Here is a 24959-nt window from a genome sequence, read left to right as displayed (position 1 = left end):
GTAGATCATCGGCTTGTCGTAGACCGGCAGCAACTGCTTGCTGGCCGCAAGCGTCATGGGGTGCAGGCGCGTGCCCGATCCGCCCGCCAGCAGGATGCCCTTCATCGGGGGGGCGGCCGGCTGGTCGTTTGCCGCCGGGGTGTGCGCGCGATAGGGGTGCGGATGCGACAGGTTGGTCATCGGGGTCGGGTCCGATCCGGGGGCGGGCATGGTTGGTTCCTGTCCTGATGGTCGGCGGTGCGATTGCCGCGCCGGGGGCCTGCGCGCATAATGATGATGGCAACAGGGATTTTTGTGTGCTCGCCGAACGATTGACCCATGACCTGGCCTGTGTCCTCGAACGCCCCGACCTGCGCGTGATCGCGGGCGCGCGGCGCATCGGGCTGGATACGGCGCTGGCCGGGCCGTTCGTCGTGCGGGCCGACGGCATGGTGGTGCTGGGGGCGCCGTGCCTGATGGCGCCTGCCTGCGCCGCCGTCGTGCTGCGCCATGCGCTGGAACTGGCCTGCCTGATCGAGGCGGTGCCCGGCGATGCGGTGCTGGCGGGATTGTGCGCCGCCCGCACGGCCGCCCTGTTCGCGGAACTGGACGGGCCGGGCGGACCGCCCTGTCCGGCATGGCACGCCGACATGGCCGCCGCCCGGCCGCCCGGTCTGGGCCGCCTGCGGCAGATCTGGGCCGAGCTGGCGCCCTTGCAGCCGCCGGTCGCCCTGGATGACGGGGCCCTTGGCGGGATCGCGGCCCGGCTGGACGCGTTGTGGGCGCTGCTGGGCCCGGCGGAAAAGCTGATGGCCGAGGGCGGCGATGCCCGGCTGGCGATCGACCCGGCGACCGGGCTGAATCATTACGGCTCGTCCCATCGGCCGCGCCCCTGGGCCGTCACCTATGCGTCCTCGACCGCATCCTCGGTCTCCGAACGCGGGTTCGCGGGGGCGGAGGCGGCGCGGGCGCGGCTGGTCCTGGGCGGGTTGACCGGTCGGGGGGCCGAGACGCGGGCCGGCATGGTCGCGGAGGTCCGCCAGCGGATCGCGGCGCATTACGGGATGACGGATGCCCAGGGCGTCGTCCTGGCGTCGTCGGGCACGGATTGCGAATTGTATGCCCTGGCCCTGGCGATGCTGGGTTCTGGTGGACATCCGGTCAGCAACATCCTTCTCGCCCCCGAGGAAACCGGGAGTGGGGTACCGTTAGCGGCGAAAGGTTGCCATTTCGCGAATGACACCGCGCTGGGCGCGCAGGTGGCCAAGGGGGGGCTGATCGCGGGATTTCCGGCGGAAACGCTGCTGCTGTCGGTGCCCCTGCGCCGGCCGGACGGGGCGTCGCGCCCGCCTGCCGAGATCGACCGGGATTGCGTCGGCCTGGCGCGGCGGGCCTGGCAGGCGGGCCGGCATGTGCTGCTCCATCGGCTGGACCTGTCCAAGACCGGGCTGCTGGCGCCGGGGCTGGAGATGCTGGACCGGCTGGCGGAGGCGGCCCGCGCCGAGGGAGCGCCGGTGCCCGATATCGTCGTCGATGCCTGCCAGGCGCGGCTGGATCCGGCGCGGGTGCGTGCCTATCTGGACCGGGGCTGGATGGTGATGGTCACCGGGTCCAAATTCTTCACCGGGCCGCCTTTCTGCGGTGCCCTGCTGTTGCCGGATGGCGTCGCGGCGCGGCTGCGCGACGGGCGGCTGCCGCCGGGGCTGGCCGATTACTGCCATCGCGGGGCGTGGCCCGAGGCGCCCGCGTCGCGGGTGCTGCCGGTGGGCGAGAATGTGGGGCTGATGCTGCGCTGGTATGCCGCGCTGGCGGAAATGACGGCGCTGCGCGCGATTCCCCGGCCGGTGGTGCGGGCCCGGCTGGCGCGGTTCCTGACCGCGGTGGAAGGGGCGATCGATGCCGACCCCGATCTGCGGCGCCTGCCAGTGCCGCATCCCGCGCGGCCGCCCCTGGCCGACGCGTGGGATGATCGCGCGACCATCCTGAGCTTTTTCGTGCGCGACCCGCTGGCCGCCTCGTCGGGGGGGGCGTTCGTGCCGTTGGGGCTGGAGCCGGCGCGCGCGCTCTATCGCTGGCTGAATGCCGACCTGTCGCGCCTGGTGCCCGAGGGCGCGGAGCGTGCCCTGGCCGGGCTCTTGTGCCATGTCGGCCAGCCGGTGCCGCTGCCGCATCCGATGCTGCCGGGCGGGGTGGCGGGGGCACTGCGCCTGTCGGCCGGGGCGCGGCTGGTCTCGGGCGAGCCGTCGCATGACGGGCTGGCGCCCGATCCGCGGATGGACCGGGAAATCGGCGATGCGCGGCAGGTCCTGGCCAAGATCGGGCTGATCCTGCGGCATTGGCCAACGCTGGCGGCGGCCGACCCGGTACAGACCTACGCGCCGCTTCCGGCTATGGATACCGGGCCGTCCGTTACCCTGCCCTGATTGGATCGACTCGCATGAACCAGAATCACGGTCATTTCCTCGACACCCCCAAGCTGCCGGATGGTGTCACCCGCTTCTGGCTGATCCGTCATGCCCTGGTCGAGGAAAATGCCCGCATGCGGGTCTATGGCACGATGGACGTGCCGCTGTGTCCCGACAGCCTGGTGGCCCAGCGCGGCATGTACGAGGCGCTGGCGGCGCGGCTGCCGCGCGACGCGCGATGGTTCACCTCGCCCCTGGGGCGCACGCAGCATACCGCGCGCACCATCCAGGAAGCGGGGTATGGCGAGCGGGACTGGACGGTGGAGCCCGGGTTTACCGAGCAGTCGCTGGGTGAATGGCACGGGTTGCGCCACCATGAGCTGCTCGACCAGTTGACGTTGGCGCCGCACCTGTTCTGGTCGGTCTCGGCCACCGAGCGGCCGCCTGGCGGGGAGAGCATGCTGGAGGTCTGCGCCCGGGTGGGCGAGACGATGAACCGCCTGGCCCGTGCCCATGAGGGACGGAACATGGTCGTGGTCAGCCATGGCGGGGCGATCCGCGCGGCGCTGGCGCATGCGCTGCGCGTGCATGCCGACACCGCGCTGCATTTCTCGATCCAGAATCTTTCCCTGACGATCATCGAGTGCTTCCCCGACGCGTGGCGCGTCGTGGCCGTCAATGAGATGCCGGGGGTCTGAAGACCCGACCGGCACGGCCGTTCCGGCCGCCGATTTGCGCATGAAGGAGTGCCGCGACCATGAATTCATCCGACCGCCGGGCGCCGCGCGGCACGGCGCTGCTGAACGACCCGTTCCTGAATCGCGGCACCGCCTTCACGACCGCCGAGCGCCGTGCCCTGGGTCTGGAAGGGCTGCTGCCGCCGCAGGTCGAGACGCTGGACCGGCAGGCCGAGCGGGTGCTGGCGCATCTGGACGCCAAGCCGACCGACCTGGAGCGCTATATCTATCTCTCGGCGCTGGTCGATCGGAACGAGACCCTGTTCTACAAGGTGCTGATGTCGGACCCGGCGCGTTTCGTGCCGATCGTCTATGCGCCGACGCTGGGTGAGGTGTGCAAGTCGTTCAGCCATCTGTACCGCCGGCCCCGGGGGATGTATATCAGCCTGGACATGACCGGGCGCATTGCCGAGGTGCTGCGCAACTGGCCGGTGCCGGATGTGCGCTTCCTGTGCGTGACCACGGGTGGGCGCATTCTGGGGCTGGGCGATATCGGCGCCAACGGCATGGGCATTCCGATCGGCAAGTTGCAGCTCTACACCGCCTGCGGCGCGGTGCCGCCGCATACCACGCTGCCGGTGCAGCTTGATATCGGCACCACCAATGCCGCGCTGCGCGCCGATCCGCTCTATCTGGGCCTGCGGCGCGAGCCGCCGCCCGTGGCGGAACTGGACGCGTTCGTCGAGGAATTCGTGACGGCGGTGCAGGAGGTGTTTCCGGCCTGCTGCATCCATTTCGAGGATTGGAAGGGAACCGACGCGATCCGCTATCTGGAGCGCTATCGCGACAGGGTGCTGTGCTACAACGACGATATCCAGGGCACGGCGTCGGTGACGCTGGCCGGGCTGGTGACGGCGCTGCGGATCAAGGGCGAGCAACTGGCGGACCAGGTCTTCCTGTTCCTCGGCGCCGGGTCGTCGGCGCTGGGCACGTCCGACCTGCTGGTGACCGCGATGGCGGCCGAGGGGCTGACGACGGCGGAAGCGCGGTCGCGCATCGTCATGATGGATGTGAAGGGGCTGGTGGAGCCGTCGCGCGCCGACCTGACCGAGGAACAGCGCCGCTATGCCCATGCGGCCGCGCCCACGCGCGACCTGCTGGAGACCATTCGCCGCGTGCGGCCCAGCGTACTGATCGGGGTTTCGACCGCCGGGGGGGCGTTTACCCAGCCGGTGGTGGAACTGATGGCCGAGATCAATGCGCGGCCGATCATCTTTCCACTGTCGATCCCGCGGCCGGAATGCACCGCGGAGCAGGCTTATGGCTGGACGGACGGGCGGGCGCTGTATGCCGCCGGGATCCAGTTTCCGCAGGTGATGCGCGGGGACGCGGTGTTCCGGCCCGGGCAGGCCAACAATTTCTACATTTTTCCCGGTCTTGGGCTGGCGGTCTACGCGGCGAGGCCGCGCCTGATCACGGATGGACTGGTCATCGAGGCCGCGCATGCGCTGGCCGACCAGGTTTCGCCCTCGGCGCAGGCGCGGGGCATGCTCTATCCGCCGCAGTCGCAGATCCTGGACGTGGAAGTGACGTCGGCATGCCGGCTGGCGGAATATCTGTTCGCCAACGGCATGGCGACGGTGCCGCGCCCGGACGATATCCGGGCCTGGATCGAGGGGATGTGCTACAGCGCGGATTATGGGACCGTCGGCGCCACGAGCCGGTCCAGCAACAGGCCTGCCTGAAGAAGCCGCCCGCGCTCTTCCTCCGTCAGATGCGCTGCCATCGCGTCGGCGAGCCAGGCATCGCGCCGATGACGGCTTTCGCCCAGGATCGCGTGCCCTGCCGCCGTCAGGGCGAGCCGGGTCATGCGCCGGTCGATGCCGTGCGGGCGGCGCAGGACCAGGCCGGATGCCGCCAGGTCCCGCAGGAGTGCCGCGACCTGGGATGAGCGCATGTCCTCGGCGCGGGCGATGGCCGATGGTGTCGCCGCGTCGCCGAGACGATCGATCGCGCTGATGACCAGCATGCGCGCCCAGGATGCCGGGTCGTTCCGTGCCTCCTGGCGCAGGCGGCGGGCGAGCCGGGTCAACTGCGCGCGCAACTGGCTGATTTCGGGAGACACGGCGGATCGCATATTTGCTACTTTATATTAGCTAAGAATTGATAGCAATGTGACGGGACCGACAGGGAGTCCCTTCATGACCGAACCTCTGTTTTCCCGTGTTCTGCTGACCAATGACGACGGCATCGACGCGCCGGGACTGACGGTGCTGGAAGATGTCGCACGGCAACTGGCCCGCGAGGTCTGGGTGGTGGCCCCCATGCTGGACCAGAGCGGCACGTCGCATTCCGTCAGCCTGCATGACCCACTGCGGATCAGCCGCCTGGGCGAACGCCGCTTCGCGGTCGGTGGCACGCCGGGCGACTGCGTGACGATCGGCGTGCGCCATCTTCTGGCGGCGACGCCGCCGGATATCATCCTGTCCGGCATCAATCGCGGGGCGAATTTGGGCAGGGAAACGGTCTTTTCCGGCACGGTCGGGGCCGCCATGACCGGCATGTTGCTGGGGATTCCATCGATCGCGCTCAGTCAGGCGTTCACGCATCCGGCGCCCGTGAAGTGGGAGACGGCCCGTGCGCTTGCCCCGGACGTGATCCGGCGCCTGGCCGGGCTGACCTGGTCGGGGGACGCCTGCCTGAATGTGAATTTTCCCGATTTTCCTGCCGAGGAGAGCCGGCCGCTCGTGCTGACCCGGCAGGGGCGCGGCCTGTTGGACGGCATTGACGTCCTGGTCCGGGAGGACCCGCGCGGCCTGGCGTATCACTGGCTGAAACTCGAACGATCACGAAAGCCGGACCATGCCGGCACCGAGACGGAGGCCGTCGCGGCGGGCCATGTCAGTGTCACGCCGCTGCGCTTCGAGCGGACGCACGAGGATGTGTGGGACAGCCTGAGACGGCAGATGACGCCGCCGCGCGGCACATAGCGGGAGCGGGGTGCAGCCGGATTTTTCGAAAGATCGCTTTCGGGGCGAGGGATGGCGCGCGGCGAGATGGTCCCGGTCGACTTCCCTGTTGACGCTGTTCGCCCCTTGCGCGTGAAAAGAGGTGACGATCGCGCGGCCGATCCCCTGTGCGCCGTCCGTGACGATGCGGGCCCTGTTTTCAAGTTTGTGCATGATGGTTCCGAGACATGACGGAATCAGGCGGCGCCGCCGAACGACCGGATGGATGCCCAGTTCAGGGGCGAGCGTAGTTCATGTCGGAAACTCCTTGACTGGCATAAATCATGTTTTGGATGCCACAGGCGGCCGCGCCGTATAACACTCCTAAACTGTTTTATCGCAGGGTTCTTTCGTGCTGAAATTCAAAATGCGCCGGCTTCCGCAATTGTACTGCAAAAGGATAGGATAAGTCGGGAATTGGGGCGGGGAAGAATGTCCGAATATACCAACAGGCGTCCGGTCAGCCTTCTGGATGTCGCGAAGGCCGCGGGAGTTTCGCGCGCGACGGCTTCGCTGGTCTTGCGGGAAAGCCCGCTGGTGGCGGACGGGACACGTCAGCGTGTCGTCGAGACCATGAAGAACCTGGGTTATATCTATAACCGGGGCGCCGCCAACCTGCGGAGGAACAGCACGGGGACGATCGGACTGGTGCTGAGCAATATCGGCAGCCCGTTCTACAGCACGCTGATGGCGGGCGTCGACGAGACCAACGAGGCCGGGTCCATCGTGACGTTGGTGGCCAACAGCGTCGATTCGCCGGATCGGCAGATCCGGCAGATCAGACGCCTGCGGGAGCATAATGTCGACGGGATCATCCTGTGTCCCGCGATCGGGAGCGATGAAACGCTGGCGGCCGAACTGGCGCGGCTGGACCTGCCGTGCGTGCAGGCGCTGCGGCATGCCGAACTGCTGGGCGGGGATTATGTCGGCGCCGATTATCGGTCGGGGATCGAAAAGGCGGTGCGCCATCTGGTCGGGTCGGGGCGCAGGCGGATCGTCTTCGTGGGGGCCACGACGCTGCATTCCGCCGCGCGGGAGCGCAACGAGGGCTTTCGGCACGCCATCAGGATGCATGGGCTGAATGACGGGCTGGTCGTGGCCGGCGCGCCCGACAACGCCTATGACGTCGCGGCGCTGGACCGCCTGCTGAAGGCGCGGAATCCGCCCGATGCGGCCGTGTGCTATAACGATGTCATCGCCCTGGACGTCATGAACAGGCTGCGCTCGCACGGGCGCCAGCCCGGCCAGGATTTCGCCGTGATCGGCATGGACAACCTGCCGCAGGCCGCGGGGGCGTTTCCGGCGCTGACGACCATTGCCACGCATCCGCGCGAAGTCGGGCAGCAGGCGGCGGCGTTGTTGCAGAAACGGATCGCGCAGCTCGGGCCCTCGAAAGGGGAGCATATCATCGTGCCGCCGAGCCTGATCGTCAGACGGAGCTGCGGGGAGGCCAGTGTCGCTGCCTGAACCGTCGCAGCCCGAATTGGCGATTATGACACAATTGTGAAGGCGGACTGTGGCATTTTGGCGCGCGCCCGTCAACTGGCCGCGTCATGCGCGGGAAACGGCGCTTTGACGCGCGGGAAGGCGGGGGCGTCCCTGATCGGCGCCTGAACGCAAGGATGGAGACAAAAAAAAGTGATTTTGCATTTTCGGAGGATTTAGATCGATCTATATCCGTCGCAGAGAGCCTCTCAACCAAGAAGCAAGAATAAGCGCGCAGGTCGATCCCTGATGCCGTCACTAGGGGGAAGCATGAAAAATTCACTGGGCTGGGGCCTGATCGGCGCCAGCAATGTCGCACGGGAATGGATCATCGATGCGATCCGCGCCCAACGCGGCAACCATATCCGGACAGTCCTGAGCCGCGATGCGGCGCGTGGCGCGGCATTCGCGCAGGCGTGCGGCATTCCCGCCAGCACGACGGAACTGGACGAGATCCTGCGCGACCCGATGGTGGACGCGGTCTATGTCAGCACCGAGAACGCGCTGCATCATGATCAGGTCCTGGCGGCCGCGCGCGCCGGCAAGCATGTGCTGTGCGAGAAGCCGCTGGCGCTGAGTGTCCGCGAGGCGCAGGAGATGGTCGATGCCTGCCGCGCGGCCGGCGTCGTCATGGCCACCAACCATCATCTGCGGTGCTCGGCGCTGCATATCGCGCTGCATGAGCATCTGAAGGCGGGAGCGATCGGGCGGCTGAATTCCGTGCGGGTCTTTCATGCCAACTTCCTGGCGGCCATGCTGGGCGGGTGGCGGCTGAACGATGCCGGGGGCGGCGTCTTCCTGGACAGCACGATCCATGACGTCGATACGCTGCGTTTTCATCTGGATGGCGATCCGACCGACGTCTTCGCCATGGCCCAGAGCGGCAGGCGGGGCGCGGGCGGGGTCGAGGACGGCATCATGGCCGTGCTGCGCTTTCCCGATGACGTCCTGGTTCAGATCCATGGTGCCTACAGCGTGCCCTTCGCGCCGGGAGGGATCGAATTCTATGGGGACAAGGGCGTGCTGATCGGGCGTGATTGCATGAGTCAGCGGCCGATCGGCACGCTGGCGCTGCGCGATGGGGATGGCGAGCGGGAAATCCCGCTTGTTCATCACAATCTTTACCATTTTGCCTTGCAGTGCTTTACGCGGGCCGTCGCCGGCGAGGGCCGGCCGGCCGCGACCGGCGAGGACGGCGTGGCGTCGCTGGCGATCGCCCTGGCGCTGAAGGAAGCGGCCAGAACCGGACGCCAGGTTCGGGTTGGTGCGCCATGAGCGCGGTCATGGCATCGCATGGGCGGCCCGCCCCTGCCGTGGCGCCCGGCGCGCAAGCCGGTCGCGGCAACGAACATATGCTGGGGCGCGCGTCGGATCACGAGGGCATGAGCCCGGCGGAACTGCGCCGGGCCACCTGGACCTGCTCGATCGGCAGCGCGATGGAGTATTACGATTTCGCGCTGTACAGCCTGGCCTCGGCGCTGGTCTTCGGCCCGCTGTTCTTTCCCAGCACGGTGCCGTTCATGGGACTGGTGGCCAGCTTCGCCACCTATTTCCTCGGCTTCGCCGTGCGGCCGCTGGGAGGGATTTTCTTCGGGGCGCTCGGCGACCGCGTAGGGCGCAAGACGGTGCTGCTGGCGACGATCACGCTGATGGGGTTGTCGAGCACCGCGATCGGCGTGATCCCGACCTATCAGTCGATCGGGGTCTGGGCACCGATCCTGCTCGTCCTGCTGCGGCTGCTCCAGGGGTTCGGCGCCGGGGCGGAGCAGGCCGGGGTGGCCATCATGATGACGGAATCCGCCCCCGTCGGCCGGCGCGGGTTTTACGCGGCGCTGCCGTTCCTGGGGATTCAGGTCGGAACGGTGGTGGCCGGTCTGGTCTATTTCACCATGCTGGTCGGCGTGCCGAACATCGCGGCCACCTGGCTGTGGCGCCTGCCGTTCCTGGGCAGCGCCATCCTGCTGATCACGGCGGTCTATATGCGGATGCGGCTGAAGGAATCGCCTGCCTTCGCGCGTCTGCGCGAGGAGCGGCATGTGGAAACGACGCCGATCCGCGAAACCCTGCAAACGGCCTGGAAGCCGATCCTGTGCGGGCTCGGGCTGCGGATGGCCGAAAACGGCAGTTCGTCGATCTACCAGGTTCTGGCGATCAGCTATCTGGTCCATACCGTTGGGATGAGCGGCCGCTGGGGCACGATGGCGCTGATCGGCGCCGCGTGCGTCGGGGCGGGCACCATTCCGGTGGCGGGGATTCTGAGCGACCGGTTCGGGCGGGTGCGCGTCTATCGCGCCTTCGCCATCCTACAGGTCGTCACGGCCCTGCCGATCTGGTTCGTCTTCAGTCGCGGCAATCCGTGGCTGTGCCTGGCGGCGTTGTCGCTGGGGCTGGGTATCGCGACATGGGGCATGTTCGGCACCCAGGGGGCGCTTCTGCCGGAAATGTTCGGGGCACGGCATCGCTATACCGCGGTATCGTTCACGCGCGAGTTTTCCTCGGTCATCGCGGGGGGCGTGTCGCCCATGGTGGGACAGTTCCTGATCGCGATGTTCGTCCATTTTCATGTCGATGGCACGGACGGCGGCAAGATCGCATGGCTGCCTCTGTCGACCTATGTGGTGTTCCTGGGCATTCTCGCGATCATCGCCACCTATTTCATCCCCGAAACGCGCGGTCGCGATCTGCTCGACGATCGGGATGCCTTCTGACAACAGCCGGGAGACCATGCGGTGACTGACACGATGGAAAGCAGCCTGTCCCGGCTGGACGAGGCCGGGCCTGCCGATGACGAGGTGGTTGGCGCCCTGAGCGACGCGCTGCTGGAGGCCCGGCGCGTGCCGGGCGGTATCGCCAGCCTGCCGGAGGGCCTGTCGCTGCCGGATGAAGCCGCGGCCTATGCCGTGCAGGACAGGGTGGCCCGATCGCTGCTTGGCAGCGCGGGGCCGGTGCTGGGGTGGAAAGTCGGGGCGGCCACGCCCGACGCCACGCCGTTCTGCGCGCCGCTGCATCGCGCGACGCTCTTCTTCGGCGATACGCGATTGCCGGCCGGGCTGTGCCGCGTCTTCGGCGCCGAGGCCGAGATCGTCTATCGGATCGGCAAGGACCTGCCCTTTCGGAGCGACGGGTGGGACGAGGCCGCGGTGCGCGATGCCATCGCCTCGGCGCATCCCGCGATCGAGATCTTCGATACGCGCTTTCCCCGGCCGTTCCTGTATTCGCGCCTGATCCATCTGGCCGACCAGGGCAACCATGGCGCGCTGGTCATTGGTAGCGGCATTACGGACTGGGCGTCGCTGCATCCGGTGACGGAGCCGGTGCGGCTGATCGTGGACGGTGAGGTCCGGATGGCGCATCGGGGAGGCAATTCGGCCGGAGATCCGATCCGCCTGCTGGTCTGGCTGGCCAATCACGCCGCCGGGCGCGGCATGCCGCTGAAGGCGGGCGATGTCGTGACCACCGGGTCGATGACGGGGACCGAGTTCGTGCCGGCCGGTACGGTGGTGCGTGTCGAAATCGGGGCCCTGGCGCCCGTCAGTGTCACGATAGCCTGATTATCTGTCGCCCTTTCCAGGAGTTGAAGAGTGAAGCCGGAAATACTTTTGATCGAGCCCATGATGGCGGAAATCGAGGACGCGCTCCGTTCCGCCTATATCGTGCATCCGTATGACGGGGCGGCCGATCCGAGCCGATACGCCAAGACGATCCGTGGCATCGCGACCGGCGGCGGGACCGGCGTCCCTCGCGCGGTCATGGACAGCCTGCCGGCGCTGGAGATCATCGCCATCAACGGCATCGGTACCGATGCGGTGGATCTGAAGGAAGCGGCGCGGCGCTCCATTGCCGTGACGACCACGCCGGGCGTGCTGACGGATGATGTGGCCGACCTGGCCCTGGCCTTCATTCTGGCGGCGATGCGGGATCTGCTGGCGGGCGATCGCTTCGTCCGGGATGGCCAGTGGGGGAAGGGGACGTTGCCGCTGGCCCATACCGCCACCGGGCGCCGCCTGGGTATTCTCGGCATGGGGCAGGTGGGGCGGGCGGTCGCGCGCCGCGCGCGGGGCTTCGACATGTCCATCGCCTATCACGACCTGAAGGATTTCGGGATCGAGGGGGCCACGTATGTTCCGTCGCTGGTGGAACTGGCCCGGCAGAGCGATATCCTGGTGATCGCGGCATCCGGCGGCCCGCAGTCGCGTCATATCGTCAATCGCGACATCATGGAGGCGCTGGGCCCGCAGGGACTGCTGGTCAATGTGGCCCGTGGCAGCGTGGTGGATGAGGACGCCCTGGTCGCGGCACTGCGGGACGGCACCCTTGGCAAGGCGGCCCTCGATGTCTTCGAACATGAACCGAACGTGCCGCCGGCCTTGTGGTCCATGGGCAATATCGTGCTGCAACCGCATCGGGCGAGTGCCACGGTCGAAACCCGCCTGCGCATGGGGCAACTGGTTGTCGACAATCTGGCCGCGCATTTTGCCGGTCAGCCATTGCTGACCCAGGTGCGATAGGGACATGATCGGGCCGGTTGCCTGAGGCAGCCGGCCGCGGGCCCGAAAAAGCAAGAATAAGAATAGCAGGCATTTCCGAAAGAAATGACCTGTGGACGGGATCCGGTATTCGTTAAACGATTACTGGCATTGGATCGATCTACAACGCCTCTGACGGGTGGCGTTGCTTCGAGGCATGTCATCATGAACAAGAAAAAGACGCTAGCCGTTTGTGGTATGCTTGCCTGCCTGGTCGCGGCACTTTTTCCGGGGACCGCACGGGCGCAATATCGCGGCCCGGTTTCCTATACCGCGCCGGTCTTTGCCCTGGATGCACCCGGGGCTTATGCGAATACGCCGTTCACGCCGGACGTGGAGCATATGCTCCTGCCCTGGGAGCGGGTGGTCAAAAAGCTCAATAGCTATGGAATCGGCATTGTCATAGATTATACCAGCGAAAGTGCCATGGCGTTGAATGGCGGGCATCCGGGCGATGCGGCCTATACCCACCAGATCGGCGCGGAACTCGATCTGGACTGGGAAAAGCTGATCGGCTGGAAGGGGCTGATCATGCATGCCGTGTTCGTCAACCGGGCAGGGCACAATCTGGCATCGGATTTCGGGGATGCGTCGTTGAACGGATTTCAGGAAATCTATGGTGGCGGCGGCAATGTGGGCGTTCATATGGTGTACGCCTATGCGACGCAGGACCTGTTCAGCAAGCGCGTGCAGATTGCCATCGGAAAGATGCCGGTCAATATCGATTTCGCCAATTCGTTCCTGTTCTGCACATTCATGAACAAGTCCAATTGCGGCATTCCGAAATCCCTGACCCGGGGGGCAGCGGGGTTTGGAACCTATCCTGGCTCCACATGGGGGATGCGCGTCCGCTACTGGCCGTTGCATGGTGTTTACGGGCAGGCCGGGCTGTATGGCGTCAACCCCTACCTGAACAGCAACCGGTATGACCGGACCGGATTCAATGTCAGCACCAACCTTTATACCGGGGTGTATGTGCCGGTGGAAATCGGCCTGGTGCCGTCGTTTGGGCCGAATCGGCTGCTGGGACACTACAAGATGGGTTTCGGGTATGATTCGTCGCAATACCGGGACGTTTATTACGATGCGCAGAAGCGGCCCGCCGTCGTGACGGGGCAGCCTTATCGCTGGACGACCGGCAAGACACAGCTCTGGCTGGAAGGCGACCAGATGGTGATGCGGAACGGCAAGGGCGCCATGGATGGTCTGTACCTGCTGGGCGGCATGGTACGCAACGAGCCGGGGAGCGGGCCCTATCTGTATCAGTTCTATGCCGGTGTCGTGGATCGCGGCATGTTTCGCGCACGTCCGAAAGACATGTTCGGTATCGAGTGGTCGCGTACGGTGGTCAGCCCGGATCTACAGGCATCGCAATGGCTGGCCTATGATGCGGGCCGCTCCTTGCCCGGCAAGGCGACCTATCCCCAGAGCGATATCCAGACATTGGAAGTCACCTACATCATTCATGCCTTTCGGGGGCTGTCGATCCAGCCCGACTACCAGCATATCTGGCGTCCGAATCTTCAGCGCAACAAGCCGCAGATCGATGCGCTGGGACTGAAGATCCATGCCGCCCTGTAGTGGATATCGGGTCGGGGGAGAGCGTTCCTGGAGCCTCTGGCGGCACGATCCGCCAGAGGCCAGCGAATAAGAATCTTTCTGCTTCTTTTTCGGCGGGCGAAAGAAGGTTCTTTCCTCAATTCACTTTCGGCGCGCGGCTGTTGGCGGCGGCGACTTTGGTGCCCCATTTGACCAGGGTCTCGGTGCAGTCGGCGCGGTCCAGGTCGCATTCGATCAGGGTGGGGCCGCGTGTGTTGGCCTTCGCCTGCTCGATGGCGGCGGCGAGCTCGCCGGCGGTGGTGGCGCGCAGGCCGAGCCCGTGCCCGTCTTCGGCATTGAAGGCGGCGATCAGGCCGGCGTAATCCCAGTTCTTGATATAGTTGTACGGGCCGTCATGGATCTTGATTTCGATGACGTAGCCGCGATTGTTCACGAGGAAGATGATCACCGGCAGTTCGTAGCGCACCATCTGGGCCACTTCCTGCGCGGTGAGCTGGAAGGACCCGTCGCCGACCATCAGGATGTGGCGGCGGTCGGGGGCGGCCAGCGCGCCGCCCAGCGCGGCGGGGACGGACCACCCGATGCTGCCCCACTGCATCTCGCTTTCGACCCTGGCGCCGCCGGGTAGCTCCATGCGGACGGCGTTGAACCAGCTATCGCCGGTTTCCGCCGTCAGCGTGGTGTTGCCGTCGATCAGGGCGTTGATCTGGCGGGCCATTTCGTCGTTGGACAGGCGGGCGCCGCGGGCCGCCGGGGGGATGGCGGGCACGGACCGGCGCGGGGTTTCGGCGGAGCTGGCGCGGCGGGGGGCGCGGACGGCGAGGGCTTCGACATACTGGCCGATGGAGAAGCCCGTGAAGACGCGGCCGTTGACGGTGATGCCTTGCAGGTCGGCCAGCAGCGTGTTTTCGGGATTCAGCGTGGCGCGCCAGCCGACGGTGGCGTAGTCGTTGAAGACCGGGCCCAGGCAGAGGATTCCGTCGGCGCTCTCGACCAGTTCCTGCGCGCCGGGGGTGCTGACCTCGCCCCAATAGACGCCGCGATAGGCGGGATGGTCTTCGGGGAAGAAGCCCTTGGCGGCGGCCATGACGGTGACGGCGCAGCCCAGGCGGTCAGCCAGGGCGGGCAGGAGGTCGAGGATGCCCGACGCGCGCATGCGGCTGCCGACGAGCAGCACCACCTTGTCGCGGGCGTAGAGGAAGCGGCCGGTTTCCTCCAGCGCGGCGTCCAGGCTGGCTTGGTCGGCCGCGGGCTCGGACAGCAGGCTGTCGACGGGGCCGGGCGCGGGGCAGGCCGCATTGGCGAGGTTGCAGGGGATTTCGATATAGGCGGGCTTGCGCTCGCGCAGCGCGGTGCGGATGGCGTTGTCGATCTGATGCGGGGCGTTCGCAGCGGAGAGAACGACCTCGGTGGCGCAGGTGATGTGACGCATCATCTCGGCCTGGTAGCCGTAATCGGTGTTGCCCAGCGTGTGGTGCAGCAGGTGGCCCGAGCCGTGATCGTTGGTGTTGGGGGCGCCCGAGACGATGATGACCGGCACGTTTTCGGCATAGGCGCTGCCGATGGCGTTGATGGCGGACAGGGCGCCGACGCTGAAGGTGACGACCATGGCGGCGGCGCCGTTGGCACGGCCGTAGCCCTCGGCGCTGTAGCCGCAATTCAGCTCGTTGCAGCTATAGACCTGTCTGGTCGAGCCTTCCGCCAGCAATTCGTCGAGCAGGACCAGGTTGAAATCGCCGGCGACGGCGAAATGGTGCTTCAGGCCGATCTGGCCGAGGCGGGCGGAAAGATATTGGCCGACTGTGGTGGTCATGGTGGCGACTCCCCCGGTGGTGTCCGGGGCGACCCGTTCGTCCCGGCTGCGTGGGAGCAGACTGGGAGCCGAAAATTCCGCTGTCCAATATATGCGAACAACGTTATCCATATATTTCAGATATGAATATCGATTTCCGCCACCTGCGCTACATTGTCGCGATCGACGAGCATGGCAGCTTCACGCATGCGGCACGGGCGCTGCATATGGAGCAGCCGCCGCTGAGCCAGCAGATCCGCGCGCTGGAGATGGCGCTGGGGCTGAAGCTGTTCGTGCGTTCGCGGCAGGGGGCGGTGCCGACCGAAGCGGGGGCCGACCTGGTGAAGCGCGCCAGGATCCTGTTGCAGATGCGGCAGGAATTCGTGGATGTGGCGACCGGGCTGGCGCGTGGCGAGCGGGGCAGCCTGCGGGTGGGGCTGGCGGGGGCGGTGTCGCTGCTGCCGCTGATTCCGGCGGCGATCCGCCAGGTGCGGCTGGCGCTGCCGCATGCGGTGATCACGATGGAGGAAAGCAACACGCCCGCCCTGTGCGCTGCGCTGACCGAGCGGACGATCGACGTGGCGATCATCCGTCCACCCGCGCCGGACGGGGGGTTTACGATCGAGACGTTGTTCGAGGAGCCGACGCTGCTGGCGGTGCCGGTCGGTCATCCCGCTGCCGGCCAGGCGCGGGTGGCGTTGCAGGATGTGGCGCATGATCCGCTGATCCTGTTTCCGCGCGCGCTGGGGCCGGGCTTCTTCGATGCCATTCTCGCGGCGTGCCAGAATGCGGGCTTTACCCCGCAACTGGGGCAGGAGGCGCCGCAGATCACGGCGGCCGTGCCGTTGGTGGCGGCGGGTCTCGGCGTGTCGATCGTGCCGGCATGTCTGGACCAGATCCATGCCGGCGGTGCGGTGTTCCGCCCCATCGCGGGGACCGCGCCGCGCGCCACGCTGGCCGTCGCGACACGTCCCGAGCCGCCCGCGCCGTTGCTGCGCCGCTTCGTGGAGACGCTGCGCGAGCAGGTAAGGGCCAGCGTGCCCGAATAGGGGACACGAATGGTTTCCAAAGGCGCCGCCTTTGGCGGGGTGCGGGGCGGAGCCCCGCGACAGGAACGCGCGGGGACCTATGACCCGGGCCGCTGCGCCGGGTCCGCCGGAGGTTCGGTGGAGGGGAGGTCCTGAAGCCGGCTGATCTCGAAGGGGGTCATGACATCGGCGAGCGTATAGCGGTCCAGAACGCTGGTCATGGCCAGGAGGGCCTCGCCCAGCACGCCGCGCAGGCGGCAGGCCGGCATCAGCAGGCACTGACCGCGCGGGTCGGCCGCCGCGTCGGCACCCATGCAGGCCAGGAGCGCCATGTCGTCCTCCATGTAGCGCACGACGGCGCCGACGCTGATATCGCGGGCGGGGCGGCCGAGCCGGACGCCGCCGTTGCGGCCCCGGATGGTGTCGATGAAACCGCCGATGCCCAGCCGGTGGATGACCTTGACCATGTGCGCTTCGGAGATGCCGTAGGCCTCCGCGATCTCCCGGATCGAGGAGAGCCGGTTGGTCCTGATCCCGAGATAGATCAATGCGCGGAGCGCATAGTCGGTTTGCAGAGTCAGTTTCATGGTCCGGAAGATGCGCGCTCTTGACAGGTTTTCCAACGTGTCCAAAAAGGTATATGAAAAATAAACCTTAAAGGATCGAGCCATGTCCGCTCCCCTTGACGAGACGACCCGCGCGATCATCCGCGCCACCGTTCCGGCGCTGAAGGCGCACGGGGTGGAGATCACCACGGAAATGTACAAGCGCCTGCTGGCGCATCCGCAGATCCGCGACCTGTTCAACATGTCGCACCAGCGGGACGGCGAGCAGCCCAGGGCGTTGGCGCTGGCGGTGCTGGCCTATGCCGAGCATATCGACAGGCTCGGCGCGCTGGGCGGCATGGTCGAGCGGATCGCGGAGAAGCATGTCGGGCTGAACATCCTGCCCGAGCATTATCCCTATGTGGCCGAGGCCCTGCTGGGGGCGATCGCGCAGGTATTGGGCGACGCCGCGACGCCGGAGATCCTGGAGGCGTGGGGCAAGGCGTACTGGTTCCTGGCCGATATCCTGATCGGCCGCGAAAGGCAGATCTATGACGCGCACGAGGCGGCGCCGGGCGGCTGGGTGGGCTGGCGCGCGTTCCGCGTCCGCGCGCGCAGGCGGGAGACGCCGGCGATCGTCTCCTTCGAACTGGTGCCGGCCGATGGCGGCCCGATCGCGCGGCACAGGGCGGGGCAGTATCTCAGCTTCAGGCTGGAGGTGCCGGGCCATGAGACGCAGCGCCGCAACTACAGCATTTCCTCCGCGCCGGGGGCTGACCATTACCGCATCAGCGTCCGGCGGGCCGAAGAGGGTGTGGTGTCGCGGTGGCTGCATGACGATGTGCAGGAAGGGGCCGAGCTTCTGGTGGCCAATCCGGCCGGCGATTTCGTGCTGGACGAGGCGGCGGGCGGCGCGGTGGTGCTGCTGACGGCCGGGGTGGGGCTGACGCCCGCGGTCTCGATGCTGGCGGAACTGGCGGCGGAGGCCGGGCGGCCGGTGCGGTATGTGCATGGGTCGGACACGCCGGAGATGGCGGCCTTCGTGCCGGAGGTGTGCGACCTGGCGGCGCGCGGCGTGCTGGCGGCGGATTTCTTCTTCGCCCTGGGTGAGGGACCGGCGCAGGATGGCGGGCCCGGCGTGACCCGGCATGCCGGGCGCATCAGCACCGGTTGGCTGCGCGAGACGCTCGACCCGACGGCGACCTATTATATCTGCGGCCCGGACAGCTTCATGCGGGACATGGTGGGGGTGCTGCGGTCGGCGGAACTCCCGGCCGCGCAGATTCGCTACGAGTTCTTCGGTTCGGCGGCCGATCCCGCACTCGTCGTCTGATCGGCCGGAATGCTGCGGTCCGGAGGGCGGTGCCTTCCGGTGACCTGGCGAGAAGGGAAGGGGCCGGTCATGGTGGGGAAGAGTCGGGAGGATCATCTGTCCGAAATCGGGCTCAAGCGCGTTTACGATGCGCCGGAGCCTGATGACGGCGCGCGGGTGCTGGTCGATCGGCTGTGGCCGCGCGGCATGCGCAAGGATGCGCTGAAGATGGATCTGTGGCTGAAGGACGTGGCGCCCAGCCCGGATCTGCGGCACTGGTTCGGGCATGATCCGGACCGCTGGGCGGAATTCCGCACGCGGTATCGCCAGGAGCTTGAGGCCGGCAACCCAGACATCGCGCGACTTGTGGCGCTGGCGGCCGGCGAGAAGGTCACGCTGCTATATGCGGCGCATGACGAGGCGCATAACCATGCGCTGGTGCTGCGGGATTTTCTCCGCCGGGCCTGATGTCAGGCCTGGCGGTTTTCGATCAGGCTGCGGCGGATGCGGCGGCCGCGCTCGATGCGGTCGACGATGAAATCCTCGTCGCCCCAGCGGATGGCGCGGGCCATGGCCTGGGCGTCCTCCATGAAGCGGGCCAGCATTTCCAGCAGGGCCTCGCGGTTGTTCAGGAAGATATCGCGCCACATCACCGGGTCGGATGCCGCGATGCGGGTGAAGTCGCGGAAGCCCGAGGCCGCGAAATCCAGCACTTCGGACCGTGTCTCGTCGGCCAGGTCGTCGGCGGTGCCGCAGATGGTGAAGGCCAGCAGGTGGGGCAGGTGGCTGACGATGGCGCAGACGCGGTCGTGATGGGCCGGGTCCATGACCCGGGTGCGCGCGCCCAGGTGGTGCCACATCGTCTCGATGCGGGCGGTGGCGGCCGGGTCGGTGTCCTCCAGCGGCGTCAGCAGGCACCAGCGGTCGTCGAACAGCGTGGCGAAACCGGCGTCGGGGCCGGAATATTCGGTGCCGGCCATCGGGTGGGTCGGCACGAAGGGGATGTCGGGCCGCAGCGCCGGGGCGATGGCGGCGATGATCGACTGCTTGGTCGATCCGACCTCGCTGAGGATCGCGCCGGGCTTCATGGCCGGCAGGATCCGCGCGCCCACCGAGGCGATCGCGCCGACCGGCACGCACAGGATGACGCAGTCGGCATCGGCGGCGGCACGAAGGGGATCGGCTTCCACCCGGTCGGCGATGCCCAGTTCCGCGACCCGCTGGCGGACGGCGGGGTCGATGTCGCAGGCCACCAGCCTGGCCGCGATCGTGCCGTCCCGCCGCGCGCGGCGCAGGATGGACGAGCCGATCAGGCCGGGGCCGATGACGGCCAGCGTGCCGAACATCGGCGGGGAGGGGGCGGTCGGTTGGTCGGTCATGGCGGCTTCAGCGCGACCGTTCGGACGCGGGGTAGGCGCCGTCCTTGGGGGCGGCGTCGGGACGGGGGCCGCGCAGGCGGCGCATTTCGGAGGCCTGCCACAGCAGCAGGACGGGAATGCCGATCGCCAGGTCGCGGCCCCGGCGCAGCAGCGACAGGCCCAGCGAGACCGAGGGATCGATGCCGAAGGCCGAGCCCAGCGCGATATAGGCGGCTTCCTGCACCCCCAGGCCTGCCGGCACCAGGAACGAGGCCGACATGATGCCGCAGGCCACGCCCTCGATCGCGATGGCGCCGGTCAGGCTGAGATGCGCGCCGAGGAAATGATAGCCGACCCAGATGGCGACGGCGCTGCCGACCCAGCCGACCAGGTGGACCGCCGCGGCCTCGGCGATGCGGCCGGGGTGCGACCAGACCTCGTCCAGCTTCTCTTGCAGCGTGTCGGCGCTGCTGAGCATCGTGCTGTGCCATTGTGAGGCGATGTTGCGGCTCAGCCCCCGCGCCATGCGCTTGAGGATGGTGCCCCCATGCTGCTGGGTCCAGATGAAGCCGCCGATCCCGAGCGCGAGCAGCAGCGTGCCGATGATGACCGGCTTGGCGAAGGGGCTGGATTGCTGGTGCGCCACCAGGAACACCACCGCGATCAGCACGAACACGATCTGGCCCAGTACCTCGGTCGTCAGGTCGACGATGTTGGCGCTGGCGGCCTCGGGCCAGTCGATCGACCGCCGGCCGGAGCGGGGCGATGCGTCGGCGCCGGTCGCGCGGATGCCGATCAGGATGCCGCCGAGCTGCGAGAAGGGCAGGCAGGTCGCCGCCGCGTCGCGGACCATCCGTGCCATCATCAGGTGGGGCAGCCGAATCTCGCGGCAGGCCGCGTGCCACGCAACGCCCAGGATTGCATCCACGGCAAGCTGCGCGAGGATCGTGGCGCCGAATCCGACGATGCCGATGGACAGGACCGCGCGCAGCACCGAACCCGCGCCAAGCCACGCGGTACATCCGGTTATCAGGGCCAGTCCCAGGAAGGCCAGCAGGATCGTGAGTTTTTTCAAGGATTGACCGCACTTCGTCTGCCGCGCCATGGCCGTCCGCTCGGGGACGTGCCGACGCATGGGTTGGGCCTGACTTACACCAGAGGAGGGTCTGGCGCCACCATGAGGTGTCGGGATAAATGGTGCCCCCCCTTCCGCCGTCCGGGCGGCCCCTGCCGGAGCATTTGATCGGATCATGACTGCCCCCACGCTCGTTACCGGTGCGACCGGCTTTGTCGGCTCGGCCGTTGCCCGAACGCTGTTGCAACGGGGACACAGCCTGCGGCTGATGGCCCGCAAGGGCGCCGACCTGACCAACATGCGCGATCTGCCGGCGGAGAGGGTCGAGGGCGACCTGTCCGCCCCCGCGACCTTCGCCGACGCGGTGCGCGGCTGCCGCTATGTCTTCCATGTCGCCGCGGATTACCGGCTGTGGGTGCCCGACCCTGCCCCGATGATGACGGCGAATGTCGAGGGCACGCTGCGGCTGATGCTGGCGGCCCAGGACGCGGGGGTGGAGCGGATCGTCTATTGTTCCTCGGTCGCGGCGCTGGGGCTGATCGGGGACGGCACGGTGTCCGACGAGGACACGCCGGTTCACGAGCATTCCGTGATCGGTATCTACAAACGATCGAAATATCGGGCGGAGCAGGAGGTGCTGCGTCTGGTGCGCGAGCGTGGCCTGCCGGCGGTGATCGTGAACCCTTCGACGCCCGTGGGGCCGCGCGACATCAAGCCCACGCCCACCGGCCAGATGATCCTGGACTGCGCGGCGGGCAACATGCCGGCCTATGTCGATACGGGGGTGAACATCGTGCATGTCGACGATGTGGCCGAGGGGCACGCGTTGGCGCTGGAACGCGGGCGGATCGGCGAGAAATACATTCTGGGCAGCGAGAATCTGGCGCTGCGCGACTTGTTCGCCATGACGGCGCGGATCGCGGGTGTGAAGCCGCCGCGCGTCAGCCTGCCGCAGGAGGTGATCTGGCCGGTGGCGGTGGTGTCGGAATGGCTGTCGCGCGGGTTCGGCATCGCGCCGCGCGTGACGCGCGAGATGTTGGCCATGTCGCGCAAGAAGATGTTCTTCTCGTCGGCCAAGGCGGAGCGGGAGCTGGGGTATGCCCCGCGTCCGGCGCGTGATGCGGTGACGGACGCCGTGACGTGGTTTCGCCAGAACGGCATGCTGAAATAAGACGGACGCCCAAACGATGGTCCTGCTGCTGACGGCGTTGCTGTGTGCCCTGGTCTGGCTGGTGCTGATATGCTTCCACGGCCGTTTCTGGCAGGGGGGGCCGATCCTGGACCCGGTTCCCGTCGCGGGGGCGGAGGACTGGCCGGCGGTCTGCATCGTCGTGCCGGCACGCGACGAGGCCGGGTCGGTCCAGGCCTGTGTGGGGTCGTTGCTGGGCCAGTCCTATTCCGGCCCGTTGCGCCTGATCCTGGTGGATGACGGCAGCACGGACGGCACCGGCGCCCTGGCGCGGGCGGTGCCCGATCCCGCGCGGCGGCTGACCGTCGTGACCGGCGGCGAACGGCCCCCTGGCTGGAGCGGCAAGCTGTGGGCGGTGGCGCAGGGCGTGGCCGAGGCCAGGCGCCAGGTGCCCGAGGAGACGGGGTATGTGTTCCTGACCGATGCCGACATCACGCATGATCCCGCGCATATCGCGACCCTGGTGGCCAAGGCCCGGGCGGACGGGCTGGACATGGTATCGGAGATGGTCGAGCTGAACTGTGTCAGCATGGCGGAACGGATGCTGGTGCCGGCCTTCGTCTTCTTCTTCGCGCTGCTCTATCCGTTCGCGCGGGTCAATGACCCGCGCAGCCGCGTGGCGGGGGCGGCCGGCGGGTCGATCCTGATCCATCGCGCCGCGCTGGCGCGCATCGGCGGTATCGAAGCGCTGCGCGGCGCGCTGATCGACGATTGCACCCTGGCTCATCACGTCAAGCGCAGCGGGGGGCGGCTGTATCTGGGGCACAGCCGGCTGGCGCGCTCGATCCGGCCCTATCCGCACCCGGGCGATATCTGGCGCATGGTGGCGCGGACCGCCTATGTGCAGTTGCGCTATTCGCCGTCGATGCTGGCGGGTACCGTGGTGGGCATGGCGCTGGTCTGGATCGCGCCGATGATGCTGGCGCTGTTCGGCCACGGTCTGCCGCGCCTGCTGGGGGCGGTGGCGTGGGTCGCCTCGATGGCGTCCTTCGTGCCGACGCTGCGGCGCTTTCGGCTCTCGCCGGGCTGGGCGTTGCTGTTGCCGCTGGTCGCGCTGTTCTATACCGCCGCGACCGTCGGGTCCGCCGTCGATCATCACCGGGGGCGCGGCGTGGTGTGGAAGAGCCGCGCCTATCGCGAACCGCAATGACAGGACAGCATGTGAACGCGATCCAAAGCCAGCAGGAGACCGCCGCACAGGGCGGTCGGGACGTATGGGGAACCGAGGACGTGTCGTCCGGCAAGGGGGCGGGGGACGAGAATTTTCCTGTCGGATCGCTGCTGATCGGCCGGCGGCTGAGGCCGCATGTCCTTGCCTATTACGATTTTGCCCGGGTGATCGACGACATCGTCGATACCGACCGGCTGACGCCGGAAGCCAAGATCGCGCGGCTGGATGCGATGGAGGATGTGGTGCTGGGCCGGCGTGAGGCCCCGCCGCGCCGCGACGCCCAGACGGCGGTGCGCGTCGGCCGGACGTTGGCCGCGACGGGGGTGCCGGTCGAAACCGCGACCGACCTGATCGTGGCCTTTCGCCAGGACGCGGTGAAGAACCGCTATGAATCGTGGGACGAACTGGCCGATTACTGTCGTTATTCCGCCAATCCGGTCGGCCGCTTCCTGCTGGCGCTGCATGGGGAGGGCGCGGCCACGCTTGGCCCGTCCGATGCGCTGTGTACGTCGTTGCAGGTGCTGAACCATCTGCAGGATTGCGCGGACGACCTGCGCAAGCTGGATCGCTGCTACCTGCCGCTGCCGTGGCTGGCGCGCGAGGGAGCCTTGGTGGACGATCTGCGGGCGGGGCATGCCACGCCAGGGTTGCGGCGGGTGATGAATGCGCTGCTGGACCGGGTGGATGCACTGAATGACGAGGCCGGGCGCCTGCCGGGGTTGGTGCGCGACAGGCGCATGCGGCTGTATTGCGCCGTGATCGTCGGTCTGGCGCGCCGGCTGGCCGCGCGGCTGCGGCACCAGGACCCGCTGGCCGGCCGGGTGAAGCTGACGCGCCCGGATGCCGCCGGCGCGCTGCTGGGTGCGTTGCGCGCGCTCGCCCGATGAACGGACTTTTGTCTTGGGCGCCGATCCGCCCTAAACCCTGCGGCGGTGTGAATGGATGACGGATACGGGAAGGCGGGAATGGAATTGACGCGGGCACGCACGGTTCAGGCGCCTCCGCTGGGGTGCGACGCGGCCGATCTGGCGCAGGTCGAGGCGGTGGTCAGCGCCTCGGGCACGTCGTTCGGCAAGGGCATGCGTATCCTGCCGCCCGACCGGCGCTATGGCATGTATGCGGTCTATGCCTTCTGCCGGCTGGTGGACGACGTGGCGGACGATGACGGTGCGGCAGAGGACAAGGCCGCGCGGCTGGAAGCCTGGCGGCAGCGGATCGCCGGGCTGTACGAAGGCCGGACGAACGATGCGCTGGATCGGGTGCTGGCGGTGGTGATCGGCCGTTTCGCGTTGCGCCAGGCGGATTTCGACGCGGTGATCGACGGGATGATGATGGATGCGCGCGGGCCCGTCGTCGCCCCGGACGAGGCGACGTTCGATCTGTATTGCGATCGCGTGGCCTCGGCGGTGGGGCGCCTGTCGGTGCGGGTGTTCGGCGACGCGTCGGAGGAGGCCGATCGCGTGGCCTATCATCTGGGCCGGGCCTTGCAGATTACCAACATCCTGCGCGACGTGGCCGAGGATTCGCGGCTGGGCCGGCTGTATCTGCCGCGCGAGCTGCTTGCCCGGTTCAATGTGCCGCTCGACCCGGAGCGCGCGCCGCGCGCGCGGGGGCTGGAGGGTGTGTGCCGGGTGCTGGCGGGGCGGGCGCGGGATCATTTCCGGGCGGCGCACCGGGCGATGGCGCGGTGCAACCGGCAGGCGATGCGGCCGGCCCGGCTGATGGGGGCGACCTATGGTGCCATCCTGACGGCGCAGGAGCGGCAGGGCTGGCGCCATCCGGAACGGCGGGTGTCGCTGTCGCGACCGCGCAAGCTGCTGATCGCCGCCCGCGCCCTGGTCGGGTAAGG

General features: G+C 67.8%; 23 protein-coding genes. 17 read left to right on the top strand and 6 right to left on the bottom strand.

The features are described from left to right. On the bottom strand, positions 1-180 hold a 180-nt coding region (locus HLH48_RS23260), incomplete at its 3' end, for a sugar phosphate nucleotidyltransferase (protein WP_246387345.1). A 47-nt stretch (positions 181-227) separates the two neighbouring features. Between HLH48_RS23260 and HLH48_RS14175 the strand changes: the two genes are divergently transcribed. From HLH48_RS14175 to HLH48_RS14165, 3 genes are read left to right on the top strand one after another with little or no spacing between them, the layout of a single operon-like run. Further along, positions 228-2402, top strand: coding sequence for a hypothetical protein (locus HLH48_RS14175; protein WP_220795135.1), 2175 nt, complete (start codon positions 228-230; stop codon positions 2400-2402). A 14-nt stretch (positions 2403-2416) separates the two neighbouring features. Further along, a complete protein-coding gene (locus tag HLH48_RS14170; RefSeq protein WP_182998128.1) occupies positions 2417-3082 on the top strand; it encodes a histidine phosphatase family protein in 666 nt (221 codons plus the stop codon). Between the two features lie 59 nt (positions 3083-3141). Then, complete coding sequence (locus HLH48_RS14165) at positions 3142-4806, top strand: NAD-dependent malic enzyme (protein WP_182998127.1); 1665 nt, start codon at positions 3142-3144, stop codon at positions 4804-4806. Here HLH48_RS14165 and HLH48_RS14160 read toward each other — a convergent pair. After that, a complete protein-coding gene (locus HLH48_RS14160; protein WP_220795130.1) occupies positions 4758-5186 on the bottom strand; it encodes a MarR family winged helix-turn-helix transcriptional regulator in 429 nt (142 codons plus the stop codon). The two genes, HLH48_RS14165 and HLH48_RS14160, sit on opposite strands and share 49 nt — an antisense overlap. Positions 5187-5262: 76 nt before the next feature. Here HLH48_RS14160 and surE point away from each other — a divergent pair, with 76 nt between their 5' ends. The 7 genes from surE to HLH48_RS14125 all read left to right on the top strand — a co-directional run bounded on the left by surE (position 5263) and on the right by HLH48_RS14125 (position 13661). Next, positions 5263-6051 carry a 5'/3'-nucleotidase SurE gene (gene surE / locus HLH48_RS14155; protein ID WP_182998125.1) on the top strand — a complete coding sequence of 263 codons (789 nt, stop codon included), beginning with the start codon at positions 5263-5265 and terminating at the stop codon, positions 6049-6051. Between the two features lie 450 nt (positions 6052-6501). Beyond that, positions 6502-7536, top strand: a complete 1035-nt coding sequence (locus HLH48_RS14150; RefSeq protein ID WP_182998124.1) for a LacI family DNA-binding transcriptional regulator — start codon at positions 6502-6504, stop codon at positions 7534-7536. Positions 7537-7824: 288 nt separating this feature from the next. After that, the gene (locus HLH48_RS14145) at positions 7825-8829 is read left to right on the top strand and encodes a Gfo/Idh/MocA family protein (RefSeq protein ID WP_182998123.1); all 1005 of its coding nucleotides are present in this window, start codon (positions 7825-7827) and stop codon (positions 8827-8829) included. Positions 8830-8837: 8 nt separating this feature from the next. Then, entirely contained in the window at positions 8838-10262 is a 1425-nt protein-coding gene (locus HLH48_RS14140; RefSeq protein WP_246387340.1) for an MFS transporter, read from the top strand. A gap of 21 nt (positions 10263-10283) precedes the next feature. Continuing rightward, complete coding sequence (locus HLH48_RS14135) at positions 10284-11105, top strand: 2-keto-4-pentenoate hydratase (protein WP_264812455.1); 822 nt, start codon at positions 10284-10286, stop codon at positions 11103-11105. Between the two features lie 30 nt (positions 11106-11135). Then, on the top strand, positions 11136-12062 hold the full coding sequence (locus HLH48_RS14130) for a 2-hydroxyacid dehydrogenase (protein ID WP_182998122.1): 927 nt from the start codon (positions 11136-11138) through the stop codon (positions 12060-12062). A gap of 183 nt (positions 12063-12245) precedes the next feature. Next, a complete protein-coding gene (locus HLH48_RS14125) occupies positions 12246-13661 on the top strand; it encodes a carbohydrate porin (RefSeq protein ID WP_246387339.1) in 1416 nt (471 codons plus the stop codon). A 115-nt stretch (positions 13662-13776) separates the two neighbouring features. Here the strand turns inward: HLH48_RS14125 and HLH48_RS14120 are convergent, their stop codons facing one another. Next, the gene (locus HLH48_RS14120; protein ID WP_182998121.1) at positions 13777-15453 is read right to left on the bottom strand and encodes an alpha-keto acid decarboxylase family protein; all 1677 of its coding nucleotides are present in this window, start codon (positions 15451-15453) and stop codon (positions 13777-13779) included. Positions 15454-15575: 122 nt separating this feature from the next. Between HLH48_RS14120 and HLH48_RS14115 the strand changes: the two genes are divergently transcribed. Next, positions 15576-16481 carry a LysR family transcriptional regulator gene (locus tag HLH48_RS14115; protein WP_220795129.1) on the top strand — a complete coding sequence of 302 codons (906 nt, stop codon included), beginning with the start codon at positions 15576-15578 and terminating at the stop codon, positions 16479-16481. A 77-nt stretch (positions 16482-16558) separates the two neighbouring features. Here the strand turns inward: HLH48_RS14115 and HLH48_RS14110 are convergent, their stop codons facing one another. Further along, on the bottom strand, positions 16559-17047 hold the full coding sequence (locus tag HLH48_RS14110; RefSeq protein ID WP_182998120.1) for an Rrf2 family transcriptional regulator: 489 nt from the start codon (positions 17045-17047) through the stop codon (positions 16559-16561). An 82-nt stretch (positions 17048-17129) separates the two neighbouring features. On the opposite strand from HLH48_RS14110, the gene hmpA reads away from it, so the two are divergent. Further along, complete coding sequence (gene hmpA / locus HLH48_RS14105) at positions 17130-18338, top strand: NO-inducible flavohemoprotein (RefSeq protein ID WP_182998119.1); 1209 nt, start codon at positions 17130-17132, stop codon at positions 18336-18338. A 69-nt stretch (positions 18339-18407) separates the two neighbouring features. Beyond that, complete coding sequence (locus HLH48_RS14100) at positions 18408-18785, top strand: DUF488 domain-containing protein (protein ID WP_182998118.1); 378 nt, start codon at positions 18408-18410, stop codon at positions 18783-18785. Positions 18786-18787: 2 nt separating this feature from the next. Here the strand turns inward: HLH48_RS14100 and HLH48_RS14095 are convergent, their stop codons facing one another. After that, a complete protein-coding gene (locus tag HLH48_RS14095; protein WP_182998117.1) occupies positions 18788-19696 on the bottom strand; it encodes a prephenate/arogenate dehydrogenase family protein in 909 nt (302 codons plus the stop codon). A gap of 7 nt (positions 19697-19703) precedes the next feature. Beyond that, positions 19704-20750, bottom strand: coding sequence for a lysylphosphatidylglycerol synthase domain-containing protein (locus HLH48_RS14090; protein ID WP_182998116.1), 1047 nt, complete (start codon positions 20748-20750; stop codon positions 19704-19706). A gap of 175 nt (positions 20751-20925) precedes the next feature. On the opposite strand from HLH48_RS14090, the gene hpnA reads away from it, so the two are divergent. The 4 genes from hpnA (at position 20926) to hpnD (ending at position 24957) form a co-directional block, all read left to right on the top strand. Continuing rightward, a complete protein-coding gene (gene hpnA / locus HLH48_RS14085; RefSeq protein ID WP_182998115.1) occupies positions 20926-21921 on the top strand; it encodes a hopanoid-associated sugar epimerase in 996 nt (331 codons plus the stop codon). A gap of 16 nt (positions 21922-21937) precedes the next feature. After that, positions 21938-23089, top strand: coding sequence for a glycosyltransferase (locus tag HLH48_RS14080; RefSeq protein WP_182998114.1), 1152 nt, complete (start codon positions 21938-21940; stop codon positions 23087-23089). Positions 23090-23100: 11 nt separating this feature from the next. Next, on the top strand, positions 23101-23997 hold the full coding sequence (gene hpnC / locus HLH48_RS14075) for a squalene synthase HpnC (RefSeq protein WP_264812456.1): 897 nt from the start codon (positions 23101-23103) through the stop codon (positions 23995-23997). Positions 23998-24075: 78 nt separating this feature from the next. After that, the gene (hpnD, locus tag HLH48_RS14070) at positions 24076-24957 is read left to right on the top strand and encodes a presqualene diphosphate synthase HpnD (protein ID WP_182998112.1); all 882 of its coding nucleotides are present in this window, start codon (positions 24076-24078) and stop codon (positions 24955-24957) included. The last annotated feature ends 2 nt before the right edge of the window (positions 24958-24959 follow it).

The organism is Gluconacetobacter sacchari, assembly GCF_014174255.1.
Taxonomy (GTDB): domain Bacteria; phylum Pseudomonadota; class Alphaproteobacteria; order Acetobacterales; family Acetobacteraceae; genus Gluconacetobacter; species Gluconacetobacter sacchari.
The sequence above is the reverse complement of the archived record's forward strand: the minus strand, read 5'-3'. Positions and strand labels throughout refer to the sequence as shown.

Coding starts and splice junctions, on each gene's coding strand:
- HLH48_RS14175 (WP_220795135.1), top strand. CDS start 228: ATGGTCGGCGGTGCGATTGCCGCGCCGGGGGCCTGCGCGCATAATGAT.
- HLH48_RS14170 (WP_182998128.1), top strand. CDS start 2,417: ATGAACCAGAATCACGGTCATTTCCTCGACACCCCCAAGCTGCCGGAT.
- HLH48_RS14165 (WP_182998127.1), top strand. CDS start 3,142: ATGAATTCATCCGACCGCCGGGCGCCGCGCGGCACGGCGCTGCTGAAC.
- surE (WP_182998125.1), top strand. CDS start 5,263: ATGACCGAACCTCTGTTTTCCCGTGTTCTGCTGACCAATGACGACGGC.
- HLH48_RS14150 (WP_182998124.1), top strand. CDS start 6,502: ATGTCCGAATATACCAACAGGCGTCCGGTCAGCCTTCTGGATGTCGCG.
- HLH48_RS14145 (WP_182998123.1), top strand. CDS start 7,825: ATGAAAAATTCACTGGGCTGGGGCCTGATCGGCGCCAGCAATGTCGCA.
- HLH48_RS14140 (WP_246387340.1), top strand. CDS start 8,838: ATGGCATCGCATGGGCGGCCCGCCCCTGCCGTGGCGCCCGGCGCGCAA.
- HLH48_RS14125 (WP_246387339.1), top strand. CDS start 12,246: ATGAACAAGAAAAAGACGCTAGCCGTTTGTGGTATGCTTGCCTGCCTG.
- HLH48_RS14120 (WP_182998121.1), bottom strand. CDS start 15,453: ATGACCACCACAGTCGGCCAATATCTTTCCGCCCGCCTCGGCCAGATC.
- HLH48_RS14115 (WP_220795129.1), top strand. CDS start 15,576: ATGAATATCGATTTCCGCCACCTGCGCTACATTGTCGCGATCGACGAG.
- HLH48_RS14110 (WP_182998120.1), bottom strand. CDS start 17,047: ATGAAACTGACTCTGCAAACCGACTATGCGCTCCGCGCATTGATCTAT.
- hmpA (WP_182998119.1), top strand. CDS start 17,130: ATGTCCGCTCCCCTTGACGAGACGACCCGCGCGATCATCCGCGCCACC.
- HLH48_RS14100 (WP_182998118.1), top strand. CDS start 18,408: ATGGTGGGGAAGAGTCGGGAGGATCATCTGTCCGAAATCGGGCTCAAG.
- HLH48_RS14095 (WP_182998117.1), bottom strand. CDS start 19,696: ATGACCGACCAACCGACCGCCCCCTCCCCGCCGATGTTCGGCACGCTG.
- hpnA (WP_182998115.1), top strand. CDS start 20,926: ATGACTGCCCCCACGCTCGTTACCGGTGCGACCGGCTTTGTCGGCTCG.
- HLH48_RS14080 (WP_182998114.1), top strand. CDS start 21,938: ATGGTCCTGCTGCTGACGGCGTTGCTGTGTGCCCTGGTCTGGCTGGTG.
- hpnD (WP_182998112.1), top strand. CDS start 24,076: ATGGAATTGACGCGGGCACGCACGGTTCAGGCGCCTCCGCTGGGGTGC.